The following is a 16,478-nucleotide window of genomic DNA, read 5'->3' on the forward strand; positions in this document are numbered from 1 at the left end:
GGGACCATATAGCGAATCAATAGTCCGAATCACAGGAGGGGGAAGCGCGTCAGCCCCTTTTCTTTATCCAGATCTGGCGCTCGATCAGGTCCTTCAGATGGTTCGACAGGGCGGCACGGTCTTCCCCGAGGTCGGACGAGTCGTCAAGGCGGGCGCGCTCGGCACGATGCCGCGCCTCGGCGGCCTGCGACAGCCGCCACGTCAGCCCCTCGTCGGCCAGACCCTGCAGATCCTCCACCGCTTCCTCGATCTCCTGCCGGGCGCCGCGGCGCGCCTCGAGCTTGGCGAGTTCCTCGGCCACGCACATGCGCGCCTTTTCCGTATCCTCGGGGAAGCGGACGGACGGAGAGATGCGGACATGGTTGAGCGCGAAGAGCCTTTCAAGGGCCGCGCCCTCCGCCGCATGCAGATTGGCCCGCGCCGCGGCCGGGTCCGCCGTCTCCGCCTCGGCCAGCAGCGCCGCCCTGAGCCGCTGGTGGTCGGGCTGCAGAAGGTCCAGCACCTCGAGCGCGCTCTCGAACTCGTGGATCAGGACGGGATGCGTCGCCAGCGTCGCAAGGATCACCGCAAGGCGGATCTCGTCCTCTGCCCGCTCGCTGGCCGATGTGGCGAGCAGCGAGGCCCGCGTCGTGGGCAGCGGCGCCTGCGGAGGCGCCTCGCGCCGCCCGCCACGGTGGAAGGCGCGCCGGGGCGCCGCGGTGCCGAACAGATCGAGGCGCAGCCGGTTCAGCTCGTCGCCGTAGTGGCGCCGGATGGTCTGATCGGCAATCCGCGTCACCGCGGCCCGCAGCCGCTTGTCCAGCGCCGCCCGCCGCTCAGGGCTGTCGAACACCTGCCCCTCGGTCTCGCGCCGCCACAGCAGGCTGACCATCGGCTGCGCCGCGTCCAGAACCCGGCTCATCGCCGCCGCGCCCTCGCTGCGGATCAGATCGTCCGGATCGAGGCCCGGCGGCAGGACGGCGAAGCGCAGCCCCTGCCCGGCTTCCAGCAGCGGCAGCGCCAGATCGACCACCCGCAGCGCCGCGCGGATACCGGCGGCGTCGCCGTCGAGCGCGATCACCGGCTCGGGGTGGATGCGCCACATCAGGCGAAGCTGGTCCTCGGTCACGGCCGTGCCGAGCGGCGCGACGGTCGCGCGGAACCCGGCCTCGGAGAGCGCGATCACGTCCATGTAGCCTTCGGCCACGATCAGCGGCTGGCCCTTGCCCGCCGCCTCGCGCGCGGGGCCGACGTTGTAGAGGTTGCGGCCCTTGTCGAACAGCGGCGTCTCGGGGCCGTTGAGGTATTTGGCCCGCGCGCCCGGATCCATCGCACGCCCGCCGAGGCTGATCGCGCGGCCCCGCGCATCGCGGATCGGGAAGATGATCCGGCCGCGGAACCGGTCATAGGGCGCGCCGCCATCCTCGGGGCGCGCGCAAAGCCCCGCCTCGACCAGCAGGTCGGCGGCGATGCCCTTGCCCGTCAGCGCGTGGAACAGGGCCTGCCGGCTGTCGGGCGCGAAGCCGATGCCGAACCGCTCCTGCCCCTCGGGCGAGAGCCTGCGCCGGGCGAGGTAGTCGCGCACCGCCGCAGCCGCGCCGGTGCGCAGCTGCAGGCGGTAGAACTTCACCGCCTCCTCCATCGCCTCGGCCAGCAGGCTGCGCCGGTCCGCCTTCTGCGCGGCCGCAGGGTCCCGCGCCGGCATCGGCATCCCGGCTTCGCGTGCAAGGATCTCGACGGCCTCCATGAAGCCCACGTTCTCGGTCTCCTTCACGAAGCCGATGGCGTCGCCCTTCGCGTGGCAGCCGAAGCAGTAGTAGAAGCCCTTGCGGTCATCGACGTGAAAGCTGGCCGACTTTTCCTGATGGAAGGGGCACGGCGCCCAGAAGTCGCCCTTGCCCTGATTGGACTTGCGCAGGTCCCACGTCACCTTCCGCCCCACCACCTGGGACAGCGGGACGCGGGTGCGCAGCTCGTCGAGGAATCCGGGTGGCAGGCTCATGCCCCCGTATATCACGGCGCGGGCCGCCCGAGTCCAGCGGCGGCGAAAGCAGCACCGACCGCCGCCCGATCCCGGCGCCGCCTCGGGATCGGCGGCGGCGCAGGGCGCAAGCCACCTGACCGCCTTCGACGGTGCAGGCGACCCGCGCGGGCCAGACCCCGGGCCGTCAGAGACCCTTGGAGCGGTAGGTCGCGGCAACCCGCTGGATCGCCACGATATAGGCTGCCACGCGCAGATCCTCGACGCCCTCGCGGCCATGCCAGACCTCGCGCATCGACTGGTAGGCGATGCGCATCGAGTCATCGAGCCCCGAACGCACCAGCGCCAGCTCGTCCGAGCCCTGCATGAACTTCTGCTTGAAGTCGGGCGCAAGCTGCCAGCCGAGACCCTGATCCGAAGACAGCCGCTCCAGCTCCTCGACCAGGGCGCGCGATCGGGCTTCCTCGGCGCGGCGCTGCATCCGGCCGAAGCGGATGTGGGACAGGTTCTTCACCCATTCGAAATACGAGACCGTGACGCCCCCGGCATTGGCATAGAGGTCCGGGACGATCACCGTTCCCTTCTGGCGAAGGATCTCGTCGGCGCCGAAGGTCACGGGGCCGTTCGCCGCCTCGATGATCAGCGGCGCCTTGATCCGGGCGGCGTTCTCGCGGGTGATCACCCCTTCCATCGCCGCGGGCATGAGGATGTCGCAGTCCTCCTCCAGCACCGCGGCGCCCTCCTCGGTGAAGTCGGCATGGGTATAGCCGCGGATCGACCCGGTCTTGGTCATCCAGTGCCGCAGGTCCTCGATGGCGATGCCGGCCGGGTTCACCAGCGCCCCGTCGCGCTCGATCACCGCCACGATCTTCGCGCCATCCTCCTCGGAGAGGAACTTGGCCGCGTGATAGCCGACGTTGCCCAGCCCCTGCACGATGATCCGCTTGCCGTCGAGGTCACCCGACAGATGCGCCTTCGCCTTGTCCTCGGGATGGCGGAAGAACTCGCGCAGGCCGAACTGCACGCCGCGCCCCGTGGCCTCGACCCGGCCGTGGATGCCGCCCGCGTTGATCGGCTTGCCGGTCACGCAGGCGCGGGCGTTGATGTCGGTGGTGTTCATCCGGGCATACTGGTCGGCGATCCAGGCCATCTCGCGCTCGCCCGTGCCCATGTCCGGGGCGGGCACGTTCTGCGCCGGGTTGATCAGGTCGCGCTTGGCCAGCTCATAGGCGAAGCGGCGGGTGATCTGCTCCAGCTCGTGCTCGTCCCATTCACGCGGATCGATGCACAGGCCCCCCTTCGAGCCGCCGAACGGCGTCTCGACCAGCGCGCATTTGTAGGTCATCAGCGCGGCCAGCGCCTCGACCTCGTCCTGGTTGACCGACAGCGCATAGCGGATGCCGCCCTTGACCGGCTCCATGTGCTCGGAATGCACCGAGCGGTAGCCGACGAAGGTCTCGATCTTGCCGCGCAGGCGGACGCCGAAGCGGACGGTATAGGTCGAGTTGCAGACCCGGATCTTCTCCTCGAGACCGGGCGAAAGGTCCATCAGCGCCACCGCGCGATTGAACATCAGATCGACGGATTCGCGGAAACTCGGCTCTGCGACATGCATGGGATGACCTCCTCCTCGGCGCGGGCTGCGCCGATCCGAGGCTAGCCTGCGCGCCAGCGTCCGTCACCTCATGTCGCGGCGTTAGCGATTCGCCGGCAGGCCGCGGTCCGCGCCGCCGGCGGCCCCGTCCTTGCCACGCCTTCGACAGTCCGCCCGACAAGGCAGCTACAGTTTCCGAAGCGAGGCCCATTTCCATCAATTCCTTGAGGCACGCCACATTTTCGTCCAACCGGCCTGATAGGCACGACTCTGCCGCCCGCCGCCGAAGACCTGTGCTTCCCGCGGGACGGCCCGTTTCGAGGAATGCATTCATGGTCCAGTCCGGTTTTTCCGTTCCCTCCGATGGCCACACCGCGATGGCGCTGCGCCCTGGACTCCGGGGGCGGCTTGGCCGCTTCGCAGGCGCAGAGGACGGCTCGGTGCTGGTGTTCGGCCTCATCCTCTTCATCCTGATGCTGCTGATCGGCGGCATGGCCATCGACGTGATGCGCTTCGAATACGCCCGCTCGGGTACGCAGCAGACCCTGGACCGGGCGGTTCTCGCGGCGGCGAGCCTGAAGCAGGTGCGCGAGCCCAACGAGGTGGTCGAGGACTACTTCGCCAAGGCGGGCATGTCGGACCGTCTGGTGGACACGAACTGGGACCGGCCCACGCTGAACGCCAAGCAGGTCACGGCCGACGGCAGGGTGGACGTGCCGACGCTCTTCATGAGCCTCATGAACGTGGACATGCTGGCTTCGCCGGCCGCGGCCGGCGCGGAAGAGGCGGTGAGCAACATCGAGATCTCGCTCGTGCTCGACATCTCCGGCTCCATGCGCAACGGCATGCAGATCACCAAGCTCCGCACCGCGGCCAAGGAGTTCTTCGCCACGGTGCTCGCCGGCGACGCCAAGGACTTCACCTCGATCAACATCGTCCCCTACGCCGGACACGTGAATCTGGGACCGGACCTCTACTCGGCCTTCAAGGGCGCGGCGCGGCTGCACGGCGAATCCCACTGCCTCGAGCTTGGCGCCTCCGACTACACGACCGCCGGGAAGCCGGCCTCGGGCCTGCCTCCGGTGCCGCATTACATGAAGTGGGCCATCGACAGCGCGACGATGGACTGGGGGTGGTGCCCGGGGGCCAGCGCGGCGGTGAAGCTCGCGCAGAACGACCAGGCGGCCCTGAACACCTACATCGACAACATCCGCCTGCACGACGGCACCGGCACGCAGTCCGGCATCAAGTACGGCCTGACGCTGCTCAACCCCGACATGCGCAGCATCTTCGAGGGCCTCGTCGACAAGGGCAAGATTCCGGAGGCGTTCGACGGGCGTCCGATGGACTGGTCGACCACCGCGGGCACAAGCGTGCAGAAATACCTGATCGTCATGACCGACGGCGTGATCACCGAACAGGCGCGCCCCCGCTACACCGGCCTGCGCGACATCGACACCGACTCCAAGGACAACGAGAAGGTCAACGGCATCGAGGACCCCGACAAGGTCGACGGGATCAACCATGACCTGTGGAACGCCACGGTCGAATTGGACAAGCAGCCCGCGGACAACCGGCCCACGTCGAACCTGTCGAGTGCCGCAACCAACATCACGCGGTTCAAGGCGCAGTGCGATCTCGCCAAGGCGAAGGGCGTCATCGTCTACACCATCGCCTTCAACACGGACTCCACGGCCGCGGCGCCGATGAAGTATTGCGCCTCGAAACCCTCGTACTTCTTCGAGGTCAGGGATCGGGAGATCAGCGCGGCCTTTGCCGTCATCGCCCGCAACATCCGGCAGCTCCGGCTGACGCAATGAGCCCAAGGCTGCATCCCCGCTGGCGCGACGACGGCGGCAATGCCACGGTCGAATTCGTTCTGGTCTTCCCGGTCATCATCTGGATCTTCTTCGCCGCGATGGAATCCGGGCTCTACATGACCCGCTACGTCCTGTTCGACCGCGCGGTCGACATGGCGATGCGGGATCTTCGGCTGGGCCTGATCGCGGATCCCGACGCCGCCAAGCTGAAGGATGCGATCTGCAACAACGCGATCCTCGTCGAGGACTGCGCCACGTCGCTGCACATCGAACTGGTCTCGATCGACACGGACAGCTGGGACTTTCCCACCGATCCCGTCACCTGCATCGACCGCAGCAGGCCGATGGCCCCGGTGATCGAACCCGACCTCGGCGCACCCAACGAGATCATGCTCGTGCGCGCCTGCGCCACCATGGATGCGATCTTCCCCACGACCGGCATTGCCGCGAACATGACGAAGGACGGAAATGGCGGCTACTTCATCGTCTCCAGCTCCGGCTTCGTGAACGAGCCCTGACATGCCCCGTCCCCGCCCCCTCCGCCGCCTTTGCGCCCTTCTCCGCAGCTTCGCCGACGACCGAAGCGGAACCGCGCTGAGCGAATTCGTGATCGTCCTGCCGATCCTGCTCTGGGCCTGGCTCGGCATGTACACGTTCTGGGACGCCTATGCGACGATGAACCGGGTGCAGAAGGCGGCCTTCACCGTGTCCGATGCCCTGTCGCGCTCCAGCGGCGTGGTCGATGGCGCCTATCTCGAAGGGATCGACGACCTGATGGGCCACCTGATCGGCGGCAACCGGGAGCGCCGGACCCGGATCACCAGCATCGGCTGGAACCCGACCGAGAACGACTATCGGGTGATGTGGTCCTATTCGCCGGACGGAGCCATGACCGCGCTGAATACCGGGACCATCGACCAGATCCGCGCGCGACTGCCGATCCTCACGGATCTGGAGACGATCGTGGTCGTCGAGACGAACGTGGACTACAGCCCCCCCTTCGCTCTCATCACGATCGGGTCGCTGGAGATCGGCCTGAACGACAGGACCTTCTCCGAACTGGTCGTCACCCGGCCGCGTTTCGTGGTGAAGGTCTGCTTCGACGGCATCGACTGCGGGGCGGTGGCAAGCTGAAGACGACGCCTCTGCCGCAGGTGGCCCGGCCGGCGGGTCGCCCCGCGCCTCAGCCGCCGGCGCCGGCCGCCTTCAGCGCCATCTGCGCGTAGCAGGCTGCAACCTCGTCCCGGCTGAGCGGCCCGAGGTCGCGGAACCAGTGGGTGACGCCGGTCAGCATGGCGATGATCGCCCGCGTGGCAAGCCGCGGCTCGGGCAGCGAGAAGCAGCCCTGCCGCTCGCCCTCGCTCAGGATCGTGGCGAGCCGCTGCTCGTATCTGCGGCGCAGCGCCTCGACCGCCGCGAAGTTCGCGGGCGTCAGGTTGCGCAGTTCCATGTAGGCGATGAAGACGGCCTCGGGCCGGTCGATGTGATAGCAGATGTGGAAGCGCGCGAACTGATCGAGCGCCGCGCGGGGATCGTCGGCCACGGGCAGCGCCTCGACCGCGGCCAGAAGCTCCTCCATGTGCAGCCGCATCAGGTCGTAAAGCAGCGTCTGCTTGTCAGGCGTGTAGAGATAGAGCGCCCCCGCCTGCATCCCGACCTCGGCCGCGATCTGCCGCATCGAGACCGCGGCATAGCCGTGGCGCGCGATCAGCCGCTGCGCCGCCTCGCGCACTCGCGGGCCGGTGGTCTCTGCATGCGATCCTGCCTTGCGTGCCATGGGTCCGGTTTATCTGAACGGCAGTTCAATTCAAGCGCCCTTGCCGGGCGTCGGGATGCGGGGCTAGTCTCCGCGCGTCCCAGATGGTCCGACCGATGCGCCCTGCCCTGATCCTCGCCGCCCTCGCCGCCCTTGCGGGCTGTGCCGACTACCCCGAGGTGATCGCGGCCGAGCGCGCCTCGGCGGCGGCGGCCCCGCCGCCACCCCTGCTGCCGCTGGACGAGGTGCTGGCGCAGGCCGGGACGGCGCAGGTCACGCCCGAGACCACGGCCTCGATCGAGGCGCGGGCGGCGGCGCTGCGCAGCCGGGCGGCCGCCCTTCGGACCGGCCCGGACGCGCCCTGAGCCGCGTTGCCCTTTCGGCCGCAACCGGCTAACAGACCTGCGCACGCAAGCCCGGCGCCCGATGCCGGTCCACAAGTCTTCGGAGGTTTCATGACTCGCCCCCTGCGTCTTGGTATTGCCGGTCTCGGCACCGTCGGCATGGGGGTGGTCAAGATCATCCAGCGCCATGCGGCGCTGATCGAGGCCCGCAGCGGACGCCCCGTGATCATCACCGCCGTCTGCGCGCGCGACCGCACGAAAAACCGCGACGCAGACCTCTCCGCCTATGCATGGGAGACCGACGCCGTGGCGCTGGCCCGGCGCGAGGACGTGGACGTGTTCGTCGAGGTGATGGGCGGCTCGGAAGGCGCGGCCCGCGCCTCTACCGAGGCGGCGCTCGCCGCCGGCAAGGATGTGGTCACCGCCAACAAGGCGCTGCTGGCCCATCACGGGCAGGCGCTGGCCGAGGCTGCCGAGGCCGCAGGCCTCGTCATCCGGTTCGAGGCGGCGGTTGCGGGCGGCATCCCGGTCATCAAGGCCCTGACCGAGGGGCTGGCGGGCAACCAGATGCGCCGCGTGATGGGCGTCATGAACGGCACCTGCAACTACATCCTGACCCGGATGGAAAGCGCGGGCCTGCCCTATGACCACGTCTTCGAGGAGGCCCGCCAGCTCGGCTATCTCGAGGCCGACCCGAACCTCGACGTCGGCGGCATCGACGCGGGCCACAAGCTGTCGCTGCTGGCCTCGATCGCCTTCGGCACCCGCGTCAGCTTCGACGCGGTGGAGCTGGAAGGGATCGGCCAGATCTCGATCGACGACATCCGCCACGCGCGGGACCTCGGCTTCCGCATCAAGCTGCTGGGCGTGGCACAGGTTTCTGGCCGCGGGCTCGAGCAGCGGATGACGCCCTGCCTCGTGCCCGCCGACAGCCCGCTCGGCCAGTTGCAGGGCGGCACCAACATGGTGGTGCTGGAAGGCGACTCGGTCGGGCAGATCGTGCTGCGCGGCCCGGGCGCCGGCGAAGGCCCGACCGCCAGCGCGGTCATGGCCGACGTGATCGACCTCGCCCGCGGCTGCCGCATGTCGACCTTCGGCCAGCCCGCGACGGGCCTCGTCGCCCCGGTGCCCGCAAAGGTCGCGGCGCCTGCGCCGTGGTATCTGCGCATGGTGCTGCTGGACAAGCCGGGCGCGCTGGCCAAGATCGCGACCGCCCTCGGCGATGCCGGGATCTCGATCGACCGGATGCGGCAGTATGGCCACGCGGGGGGCCACGCGCCGGTTCTGATCGTCACCCACAAGGCCACGCGCGACGACATTTCCCATGCCATGGGACGCTTTGGCGCGACCGGAGTCCTGGTTGGCGAACCGGTAGCCATCCGCATCGAAGAGGTTTGATCCCCCCTTTCCGTTCCGATAGGGAAGAGGGCGGAGAACTTGCACCCTCGAGGACAGTGACCATGGCAGATGCCAACCAGTTTCATGACCGAATGCTTTCCCTGGGCCTGGCCCGCGTGTCCGAGGCGGCGGCCCTCGCCTCGGCCCGCCTGATCGGCCGCGGCGACGAGAAGGCCGCCGACCAGGCCGCGGTCAATGCGATGCGCGACCAGCTGAACCTGCTCGACATCGCGGGCGTCGTTGTGATCGGCGAGGGCGAGCGTGACGAGGCGCCGATGCTGTTCATCGGCGAGGAGGTCGGCACCGGCAACGGCCCGGCGGTGGACATTGCGCTCGACCCGCTGGAAGGCACCACGCTGACCGCCAAGGACATGCCGAATGCGCTGACCGTGATCGCGATGGCCCCGCGGAACACGATGCTGCACGCGCCGGATGTCTACATGGAAAAGCTCGCCATCGGCCCGGGCTACCCCACCGACACGGTGACGCTGAAGATGAGTCCGGCCGAGCGCGTCCATGCGCTGGCCAAGGCCAAGGGCGGCACGGCGGGCGACATCACCGTCTGCATCCTCGAACGCCCGCGGCATGAGGAGCTGATCGCCGAGGTCCGCTCTACCGGCGCGGCGATCCGCCTGATCACCGACGGTGACGTGGCCGGCGTGATCCACTGCGCCGAGGCGCACCTGACCGGGATCGACATGTACATGGGTTCGGGCGGTGCGCCCGAGGGCGTTCTGGCGGCTGCCGCGCTGAAATGCATGGGCGGGCAGATGTACGGCCAGCTGCTGTTCCGCAACGACGACGAGCGGGCGCGCGCGCGCCGCGCCGGCATCACCGACCTCGACCGGATCTACACCCGCGACGAACTGGTGACCGCCGACGTGATCTTCGCCGCGACCGGCGTGACGAACGGCTCGATCCTCGCCGGCATCAAGCGCGAGCCGGGCTGGGTCACCACCGAGACGATCCTGATGCGCTCCAAGACCGGCTCGGTCCGGCGGATGTCCTATCGCAACCCGGTGAAATGACGGGTCCGGCGGCGCGCGCGTTTCTGGGGGTCGAGGCCTCCGCGACCGGGCGCCGCTGGGTCGGCCCCTCCCCCGAGGAGGACCGCCTTGCCGAGGCGATGGCGCAGACGACGCGCCTTCCGCTGGCGCTCTGCCGCACGCTGGTGCGGCGGGGCGTGGCGGCCGGTGACGCCGAGTTGTTCCTTGCCCCGGCGCTGCGCGACCTGCTGCCCGATCCTCTTTCGCTGAAGGACATGGGTCCGGCCGCCGCGCGCCTGTTGTCCGCGGTGAGCCGGCGCGAGCGGATCGCGATCTTTGCCGATTACGATGTGGACGGCGGCTCCTCCGCTGCGCTGCTGATCTGCTGGCTGCGCGCGCTGGGGCGCGAGGCCACGCTCTACATTCCCGACCGCATCGACGAGGGCTACGGGCCGAATGTCCCCGCCATGCAGGCGCTGGCGGCGGCGCATGACCTGATCCTCTGCGTCGATTGCGGCACGCTCTCGCACGAGCCGATCGCGGCCGCGACGGGGGCCGATGTGGTGGTGCTCGACCATCACCTCGGCGCGGAAACCCTGCCCCCGGCGCTGGCCGTGGTGAACCCCAACCGGCAGGACGAGGATGGCAGCCTCGGCCATCTCTGCGCCGCCTCGGTCGTGTTCCTGCTGCTGGTCGAGGCGAACCGCCGGCTGCGTGCGGAGGGCGTCCCGGGTCCCGACCTGATGGCGATGCTCGACCTCGTGGCGCTGGCGACGGTGGCCGATGTGGCGCCGTTGACAGGTGTCAACCGCGCGCTGGTGCGGCAGGGCCTGAAGGTCATGGCGCGGCGCGAGCGGCCGGGCCTTGTCGCGCTGGCCGATGTGGCGCGGATGAACAGCGCGCCGAACTGCTACGCGCTGGGCTTCCTGCTCGGCCCGCGGGTCAATGCGGGCGGCCGCATCGGGCAGGCCGACCTCGGCGCCCGGCTGCTGGCAACCGACGACCCGCGCGAGGCGAAGGCGCTTGCCGAACGGCTGGATGCGCTCAACACCGAGCGGCGCGAGATCGAGGCGCGGGTGCGCGAGGAGGCGCTGGCGCAGGCCGAGGCGCGCGGCATCGACGGCCCGCTGGTCTGGGCTGCGGGCGAGGGCTGGCACCCCGGCGTCGTCGGCATCGTCGCGGCGCGCCTGAAGGAGGCGACCAACCGCCCCGCCGTGGTGATCGGTCTGGAAGGCGGCATCGGCAAGGGCTCGGGCCGTTCGATCTCGGGCGTGGACCTCGGCGCCTCGGTGCATCGGGTCGCGCAGGAGGGGCTGCTGCTGAAGGGCGGCGGGCACCGGATGGCCGCGGGCCTGACTGTGGAGGAGGGCCGCATGGAAGCCGCGATGAGCCGACTGGGCGAGCTTCTGGCCCGGCAGGGCGCGGCCTCGGCCGGGCCGGCGGACCTGCGCCTCGACGGTCTTCTGATGCCTGCCGCCGCCACGCACGAGTTCGTGGAGCGGATCGAGCAGGCCGGCCCCTACGGCGCCGGCGCGGCCGCGCCCCGCTTCGCCTTCGCCGACCAGCGCGTGGTGGCCCGGCGGATCGGCGAGAAGCACCTGCGCCTGACCATCGGCGGCGCCGAGGGCCGGCTGGAGGCGACCGCCTTCGGCTGCTTCGACGGCCCGCTCGGACCCCTGATCGAGAACTGCGGCGCGCAGCGCTTCCACCTCGCGGGGCGGCTGGAAATCGACACCTGGGGCGGCAGCGCCCGCGTGCAGCTTCGCCTCGAGGACGCGGCGCGGGCATGATTTTCATGCGGCGCGAATTTCCCTCTTGCGCTGTCCCGCGCGGCGACATAAACCCCCGCCTGTCCAGCGTGGCCCGTTCGTCTATCGGTTAGGACACCAGGTTTTCAACCTGGGAAGAGGGGTTCGACTCCCCTACGGGCTGCCACTTCCCTAGCGATGCGCGACCTATGGCATGGGGACAACTCCCTGTGCGGAAGGCGTACGCGCCCCTTGCGCGGCGCACAGGCGGCCCTACAGTCGTGCCATTCTCCAGCTCGGGATTGAAAGATGAATTCACGCCGTCTCACTGCCGCTGTCACCCTGGCTGCCTGCCTTCTGGCAGCGCCGGCCATAGCGGCCCCCTGCAGCAATACCGGCGCCGACTATGAAAGCTGGAAGCCGGTCATGGCGCAGGAGGCGGCGGCGGCGGGCGTCGGTCAGCGGGGGATCAACGCGCTGATGGGAACCTCCTATTCCTCGCGCACGATCTCGGCCGACCGGAACCAGAAGAGCTTCAAGTACAGCCTCGACAAGTTCCTGCAGGTCCGCGGGGCGGAGACCATCATCAAGCAGGGCCGCGCACGCAAGGCGAAGACTCCCGACTTCTACGCCGCACTGGAACGCCGCTACGGCGTGCCGGCGGGGGTGCTGCTTGCGATCCACGGGATGGAGACGGGCTTCGGCAATTTCATGGGCGACACCAACGTCGTCTCGGCCATCGCCACGCTCGCCTATGACTGCCGCCGGTCGGATTTCTTCACGCCGCACCTGATCGCGGCGCTGGTCCTCGTGGATCGCGGGTCGATCAGCACGGCCTCGGTCGGGGCGAAGCATGGCGAGTTGGGCCACACCCAGTTCCTGCCCGGGAACGCCCTTGCCTATGGCGTGGACGGCAACGGCGACGGGAGGGTGGACCTGACCAACGTGACCGACGCGCTGGCCTCGACCGCGAACTTCCTGGCCGCCAAGGGCTGGCAGCCGGGGCTGGGCTACCAGGAGGGCGAGCCGAACTTCGCGGTGATCCGCGAATGGAACGCCGCCACCGTCTACCAGCAGGCCATTGCGCTGATGGGTCGGCGCATCGACGGCTGATTTTGCCTCTTGCGCCCGCCGGCCGAGTCGCCTAGACAGCGCCTCGTCCGGATGGCCCGTTCGTCTATCGGTTAGGACACCAGGTTTTCAACCTGGGAAGAGGGGTTCGACTCCCCTACGGGCTGCCACTTCCTTCCGAACCTTTCGCCAGACGTCGCGGGGCCTCGCCACCGCCTGCGGGTGGCTTCACCATCCCCCTGCGGTGGGGCATGATGACGGCCATGAACGGAATCCCTGTCATCGACCTGAACGCCGACCTCGGCGAAAGCTACGGCCCCTGGACGATGGGGGACGACGCGGCCATGCTGGACGTCGTGACCAGCGCCAACGTGGCCTGCGGCGGCCACGCCGGGGATGCCGACACCATGGCCGCGACCCTCGCCCTTGCGAAGGTGCGCGGCGTGACGATCGGCGCCCACCCCGGCTATGCCGACCGCGAGGGGTTTGGCCGCAGGGTCATCCCGATGACGACCGAGGCGATCGCGCGCATGGTGGCCTGCCAGATCGGCACGCTGATGGGTGCTGCCGCCCTGGCGGGGGTGCGGGTGGCCTATGTGAAGCCGCATGGCGCGCTGGCCAACCTCGCGGCCGAGGACCGCGGCGTGGCGGAGGCCATCGCGCGGGCCGTGCGGGCGGTCTCGCCCGATCTGGCGGTGCTCGCCATCTCGGGCACGGCGCTGGAACCGGCGGCCGAGGCCGCGGGCCTTGCCGTCTTCCCCGAGATCTTCGCCGACCGCGCCTATCTGCCGGATGGCAGGCTTGTCCCTCGGTCACAGCCCGGCGCGGTGATCGAGGATGCCGAGGCGGCGACCGCCCGGCTGTTGCGGTTCCTCGAGACCGGGCAGATGCCGGTACTGGGCGGCGGGGCGATCCCGCTCGCGGCGCGGTCGGTCTGTGTTCACGGCGACAGCCCGGGGGCGGTGGCCATGGCCGCGCGGCTGCGGGCGGCGCTCGAGGACGCCGGCGTCAGGCTCGCGCCCTTCGCCGCATGACCGGCTTCCCCCGAATCCGCGCGCTGGCCGAGCGCGCGATCCTCGTGGAATTCGCCGACCGACCGGACGAGACGGCCGGCGACCGGGTCGCCCGCCTCGACGCGGCGCTGGCCGCCGCGCCCTTTCCCGGCTTCACCGAGGCGGTGCCGGCCTATGTCAGCCTGCTGGTCGGCTTCGATCCGCTGGTGACCGACCATGCCGCGGCCGAGGCCGCGGTGCGCGACCATCTCGTCAAGTCGGCGGAGGGGCGGCCGGAGGGCCCCGAGCGCGAGGTGCCGGTCTGCTACGATGCCGCCGTCGCCCCGGATCTGGCGGAGGTCGCGGCACGGACCGGCCTTGCGCCGGAGACGGTCGTCAGCCTTCATCTCGCCGCCAGCTACCGTGTTGTGATGTATGGGTTCGCGCCGGGATATGCCTATCTGGCCGGCGTGCCCGAGGCGCTGCACCTGCCGCGCAAGCCCGCGGCGCTGCGCGATGTCCCCGCCGGCAGCGTGCTGATCGCCGGGCCGCAGTGCCTCGTCTCGACGCTGACCATGCCGACCGGCTGGTGGATCATCGGCCGCTCGCCCGCCCGCATCCTGACGGGCGATCCCCGGCGGCCCTTCCTGTTCGACCCCGGCGACCGGGTACGCTTCCGCCGCATCGCCGCCGCGGAGCTTCCGGCATGAGGGCGCGGCTTCGGGTCGTCGAGGTCGGGCCGCTCTGCACGGTGCAGGACGCCGGCCGCCCGGGGCTGATGCGCTTCGGCGTGCCGCAATCCGGACCGATGGACCGCGAGGCATTTGCCCTTGCCAATGCCGCGCTCGGCAATCCCGAGGGGGCGGCCTGTCTCGAAATCTCACTCGGCGGGTTGGTTCTGGACTGCGTCGAGGGTTCCGTGTCAGTGGCCCTCGCCGGCGGCGGCTTCCGGGCGCAGGCGGCCGGGACGCTGCGCGAGGGCGGAAGCGTCTTCGCGCTGCGGGCGGGTGATCGCCTGGCCCTTCGCCCGGGCGACTGGGGAAGCTGGACGGTGCTGGCGGTGGCGGGCCGGATCGCGGCGCCGGTCTGGCTGGGAAGCGCGGCCACCCATGCGATCGCGGGTCTGGGCGGCGGGCTGCTGCGCCCGGGCCTCGATCTGGTGGTGGAGGATGCCGCGCTGCGCCCCGAGCGGCACGGATCGCTGCCCGCCCTTCCCCGCCCGTCCGGGCTGCTGCGGGTGACGCTCGGCCCGCAGGAGCGCTTCTTTCTGCCCGGCGCGGTCGAGGCGCTGCTGGGTCGCAGCTTCCGGCTTTCGGCCGCGCGCGACCGGATGGGGCAGCGCCTGGAGGGGGACCCGCTGCCGGTGGCGGCGCTCGACATGCCGTCCGAGCCGGTGCTGCGCGGCGCCGTGCAGGTCGCGGGCGACGGGGTGGCGACCGTGCTGATGGCCGATCATCAGACCACCGGCGGCTATCCGAAGATCGCCACGGTGATCGGGCCGGACCTTGACGCGCTGGCACAGATGCGCGCGGGCGAGGCCGTGCGCTTTGTCGCCGTCACGCCCGCGGAGGCGGTCGGGATCGCGCGCGCCGCTCACGAAGCGCGAATGACACGGCTCGCCGCCGCAGCCGCACCAAGGGATCTCTCTCGGCTGCTCGCCGAGGCTAACCTCATCGGCGGCGTGGTGGATGCCCGCCGCTAGGCGACGGGCGGCAGGACCGGATGCAGCACGCGGCCGGTGTCCTCGAAGGCGGTGATGTTGTCGATCGTGGTCCGCGCGATCCCCGTCAGCGCCTCGCGGGTGAAGAAGGCCTGGTGGCCGGTGATCACGACGTTCGGGAAGGTCAGCAGCCGCGCGAAGACGTCATCCTGGATCGGCTTCTGCGACAGGTCCTCGAAGAACAGGTTGGCCTCCTCCTCGTAGACGTCGAGGCCGAGCGCGCCGATCATGCCGGACTTCAGGCCGCGGATCACCGCGCTTGCATCCACCACGGCGCCGCGGCTGGTGTTCACGATCATCGCCCCGCGTTTCATCCTGGCGATGGCGTCGTCGTCGATCAGGTGATGCGTCTCGGGGGTGAGCGGGCACTGCAGGCTGATGATGTCGGCCTCGGCAAGAAGCCGGTCGAACGGGACATAGGTCACGCCCATCGCCGTGCACTCCTCGGAGGGGAACGGATCCGAGGCGATCACCCGGCAGCCGAAGCCGAGCATGATGCCGGCGAAGGTGCGCCCGATCAGCCCGGTTCCCACCACGCCCACGGTCTTGCCGCAGAGATCGAAGCCCAGCAGGCCCTCGAGCGCGAAATTGCCCTCGCGCACCCGGTTGAAGGCGCGATGGGTGTTGCGGTTCAGCGTCAGGATCAGCGCGACCGCATGTTCGGCCACCGCATGGGGCGAATAGGCCGGCACCCTGCCCACGGTGAGGCCCGCGGCCGCGGCGGCCGCCAGATCCACGTGGTTGAAGCCAGCCGAGCGCAGCGCGATCAGCTTCGTGCCGGCCGCCGCCAGGTCCCCGATCACCGGGGCCGTCACCTGATCGTTGACGAAGGCGCAGATGCAGGTCGCGCCGCCGGCGAAGCGCACCGTCTCCTCGGACAGGCGCGCCTCGATGAAGGCCAGCTCGTGCCGCCCCTCGTTGGCCGCGGCGAGGAACAGGCGGTCGTGGGGCTTGGCGCTGAAGATCGCGACGTCCAAGGCAGGCTCCTTCCTTCTCATTTCGATCAGGCTATCGCGGTGCCGCGGGGCGGCGTCAACCCTGCTGGCGCCGCCCGGCCCGACGCCGGTCGCTCAAATTCTCCGAATATGC

General features: G+C 70.0%; 15 protein-coding genes and 2 tRNA genes. 13 read left to right on the forward strand and 4 right to left on the reverse strand.

Translation table 11 applies throughout. The features are described from left to right. Window positions 1-49: 49 nt before the first annotated feature. Together dnaG and CK951_RS11635 are read right to left on the reverse strand one after the other, a co-directional pair. Window positions 50-1,981, reverse strand: coding sequence for a DNA primase (gene dnaG / locus CK951_RS11630; protein WP_096786302.1), 1,932 nt, complete (start codon window positions 1,979-1,981; stop codon window positions 50-52). A gap of 166 nt (window positions 1,982-2,147) precedes the next feature. Then, window positions 2,148-3,575, reverse strand: a complete 1,428-nt coding sequence (locus CK951_RS11635) for a Glu/Leu/Phe/Val dehydrogenase (RefSeq protein WP_096786303.1) — start codon at window positions 3,573-3,575, stop codon at window positions 2,148-2,150. A gap of 311 nt (window positions 3,576-3,886) precedes the next feature. On the opposite strand from CK951_RS11635, the gene CK951_RS11640 reads away from it, so the two are divergent. The 3 genes from CK951_RS11640 to CK951_RS11650 are packed head-to-tail and all read left to right on the forward strand — an operon-like array spanning window position 3,887 to window position 6,508. Then, window positions 3,887-5,374, forward strand: coding sequence for a pilus assembly protein TadG-related protein (locus CK951_RS11640; protein WP_096786304.1), 1,488 nt, complete (start codon window positions 3,887-3,889; stop codon window positions 5,372-5,374). Beyond that, entirely contained in the window at window positions 5,371-5,892 is a 522-nt protein-coding gene (locus CK951_RS11645; RefSeq protein WP_096786305.1) for a TadE/TadG family type IV pilus assembly protein, read from the forward strand. Before CK951_RS11640 ends, CK951_RS11645 begins: the two co-directional genes overlap by 4 nt. A gap of 1 nt (window position 5,893) precedes the next feature. Further along, entirely contained in the window at window positions 5,894-6,508 is a 615-nt protein-coding gene (locus CK951_RS11650; protein WP_096786306.1) for a TadE/TadG family type IV pilus assembly protein, read from the forward strand. A 49-nt stretch (window positions 6,509-6,557) separates the two neighbouring features. Here the strand turns inward: CK951_RS11650 and CK951_RS11655 are convergent, their stop codons facing one another. Beyond that, window positions 6,558-7,151, reverse strand: coding sequence for a TetR/AcrR family transcriptional regulator (locus CK951_RS11655; protein WP_096786307.1), 594 nt, complete (start codon window positions 7,149-7,151; stop codon window positions 6,558-6,560). 95 nt (window positions 7,152-7,246) lie between these two features. Here CK951_RS11655 and CK951_RS11660 point away from each other — a divergent pair, with 95 nt between their 5' ends. The 10 genes from CK951_RS11660 to CK951_RS11705 all read left to right on the forward strand — a co-directional run bounded on the left by CK951_RS11660 (window position 7,247) and on the right by CK951_RS11705 (window position 15,371). Continuing rightward, on the forward strand, window positions 7,247-7,495 hold the full coding sequence (locus CK951_RS11660) for a hypothetical protein (RefSeq protein WP_096786308.1): 249 nt from the start codon (window positions 7,247-7,249) through the stop codon (window positions 7,493-7,495). Between the two features lie 90 nt (window positions 7,496-7,585). Further along, complete coding sequence (locus tag CK951_RS11665; protein ID WP_096786309.1) at window positions 7,586-8,872, forward strand: homoserine dehydrogenase; 1,287 nt, start codon at window positions 7,586-7,588, stop codon at window positions 8,870-8,872. A 62-nt stretch (window positions 8,873-8,934) separates the two neighbouring features. Further along, window positions 8,935-9,900 carry a class II fructose-bisphosphatase gene (gene glpX / locus CK951_RS11670; protein WP_096786310.1) on the forward strand — a complete coding sequence of 322 codons (966 nt, stop codon included), beginning with the start codon at window positions 8,935-8,937 and terminating at the stop codon, window positions 9,898-9,900. Continuing rightward, window positions 9,897-11,648: a single-stranded-DNA-specific exonuclease RecJ gene (recJ, locus tag CK951_RS11675; RefSeq protein WP_096786311.1), complete on the forward strand. Its 1,752-nt coding sequence runs from the start codon at window positions 9,897-9,899 to the stop codon at window positions 11,646-11,648. Before glpX ends, recJ begins: the two co-directional genes overlap by 4 nt. A 70-nt stretch (window positions 11,649-11,718) precedes the next feature. Next, a tRNA-Glu gene (locus CK951_RS11680) sits at window positions 11,719-11,793 on the forward strand. A gap of 122 nt (window positions 11,794-11,915) precedes the next feature. Further along, complete coding sequence (locus CK951_RS11685) at window positions 11,916-12,719, forward strand: lytic transglycosylase domain-containing protein (protein ID WP_096786312.1); 804 nt, start codon at window positions 11,916-11,918, stop codon at window positions 12,717-12,719. Window positions 12,720-12,772: 53 nt separating this feature from the next. Next, window positions 12,773-12,847 (forward strand) — tRNA-Glu (locus CK951_RS11690). A gap of 93 nt (window positions 12,848-12,940) precedes the next feature. Continuing rightward, the gene (locus CK951_RS11695) at window positions 12,941-13,711 is read left to right on the forward strand and encodes a LamB/YcsF family protein (protein ID WP_198402345.1); all 771 of its coding nucleotides are present in this window, start codon (window positions 12,941-12,943) and stop codon (window positions 13,709-13,711) included. Continuing rightward, on the forward strand, window positions 13,708-14,379 hold the full coding sequence (locus CK951_RS11700) for an allophanate hydrolase subunit 1 (RefSeq protein ID WP_096786313.1): 672 nt from the start codon (window positions 13,708-13,710) through the stop codon (window positions 14,377-14,379). The genes CK951_RS11695 and CK951_RS11700 overlap by 4 nt, the downstream gene beginning before the upstream one ends. Next, a complete protein-coding gene (locus CK951_RS11705) occupies window positions 14,376-15,371 on the forward strand; it encodes a biotin-dependent carboxyltransferase family protein (protein WP_096786314.1) in 996 nt (331 codons plus the stop codon). The genes CK951_RS11700 and CK951_RS11705 overlap by 4 nt, the downstream gene beginning before the upstream one ends. Here the strand turns inward: CK951_RS11705 and CK951_RS11710 are convergent. Further along, window positions 15,368-16,366: a 2-hydroxyacid dehydrogenase gene (locus tag CK951_RS11710; protein WP_096786315.1), complete on the reverse strand. Its 999-nt coding sequence runs from the start codon at window positions 16,364-16,366 to the stop codon at window positions 15,368-15,370. The genes CK951_RS11705 and CK951_RS11710 overlap by 4 nt on opposite strands. Window positions 16,367-16,478: the final 112 nt, after the last annotated feature.

This window comes from Rhodobacter sp. CZR27, from assembly GCF_002407205.1.
Classification (GTDB): Bacteria; Pseudomonadota; Alphaproteobacteria; order Rhodobacterales; family Rhodobacteraceae; genus Cereibacter_A.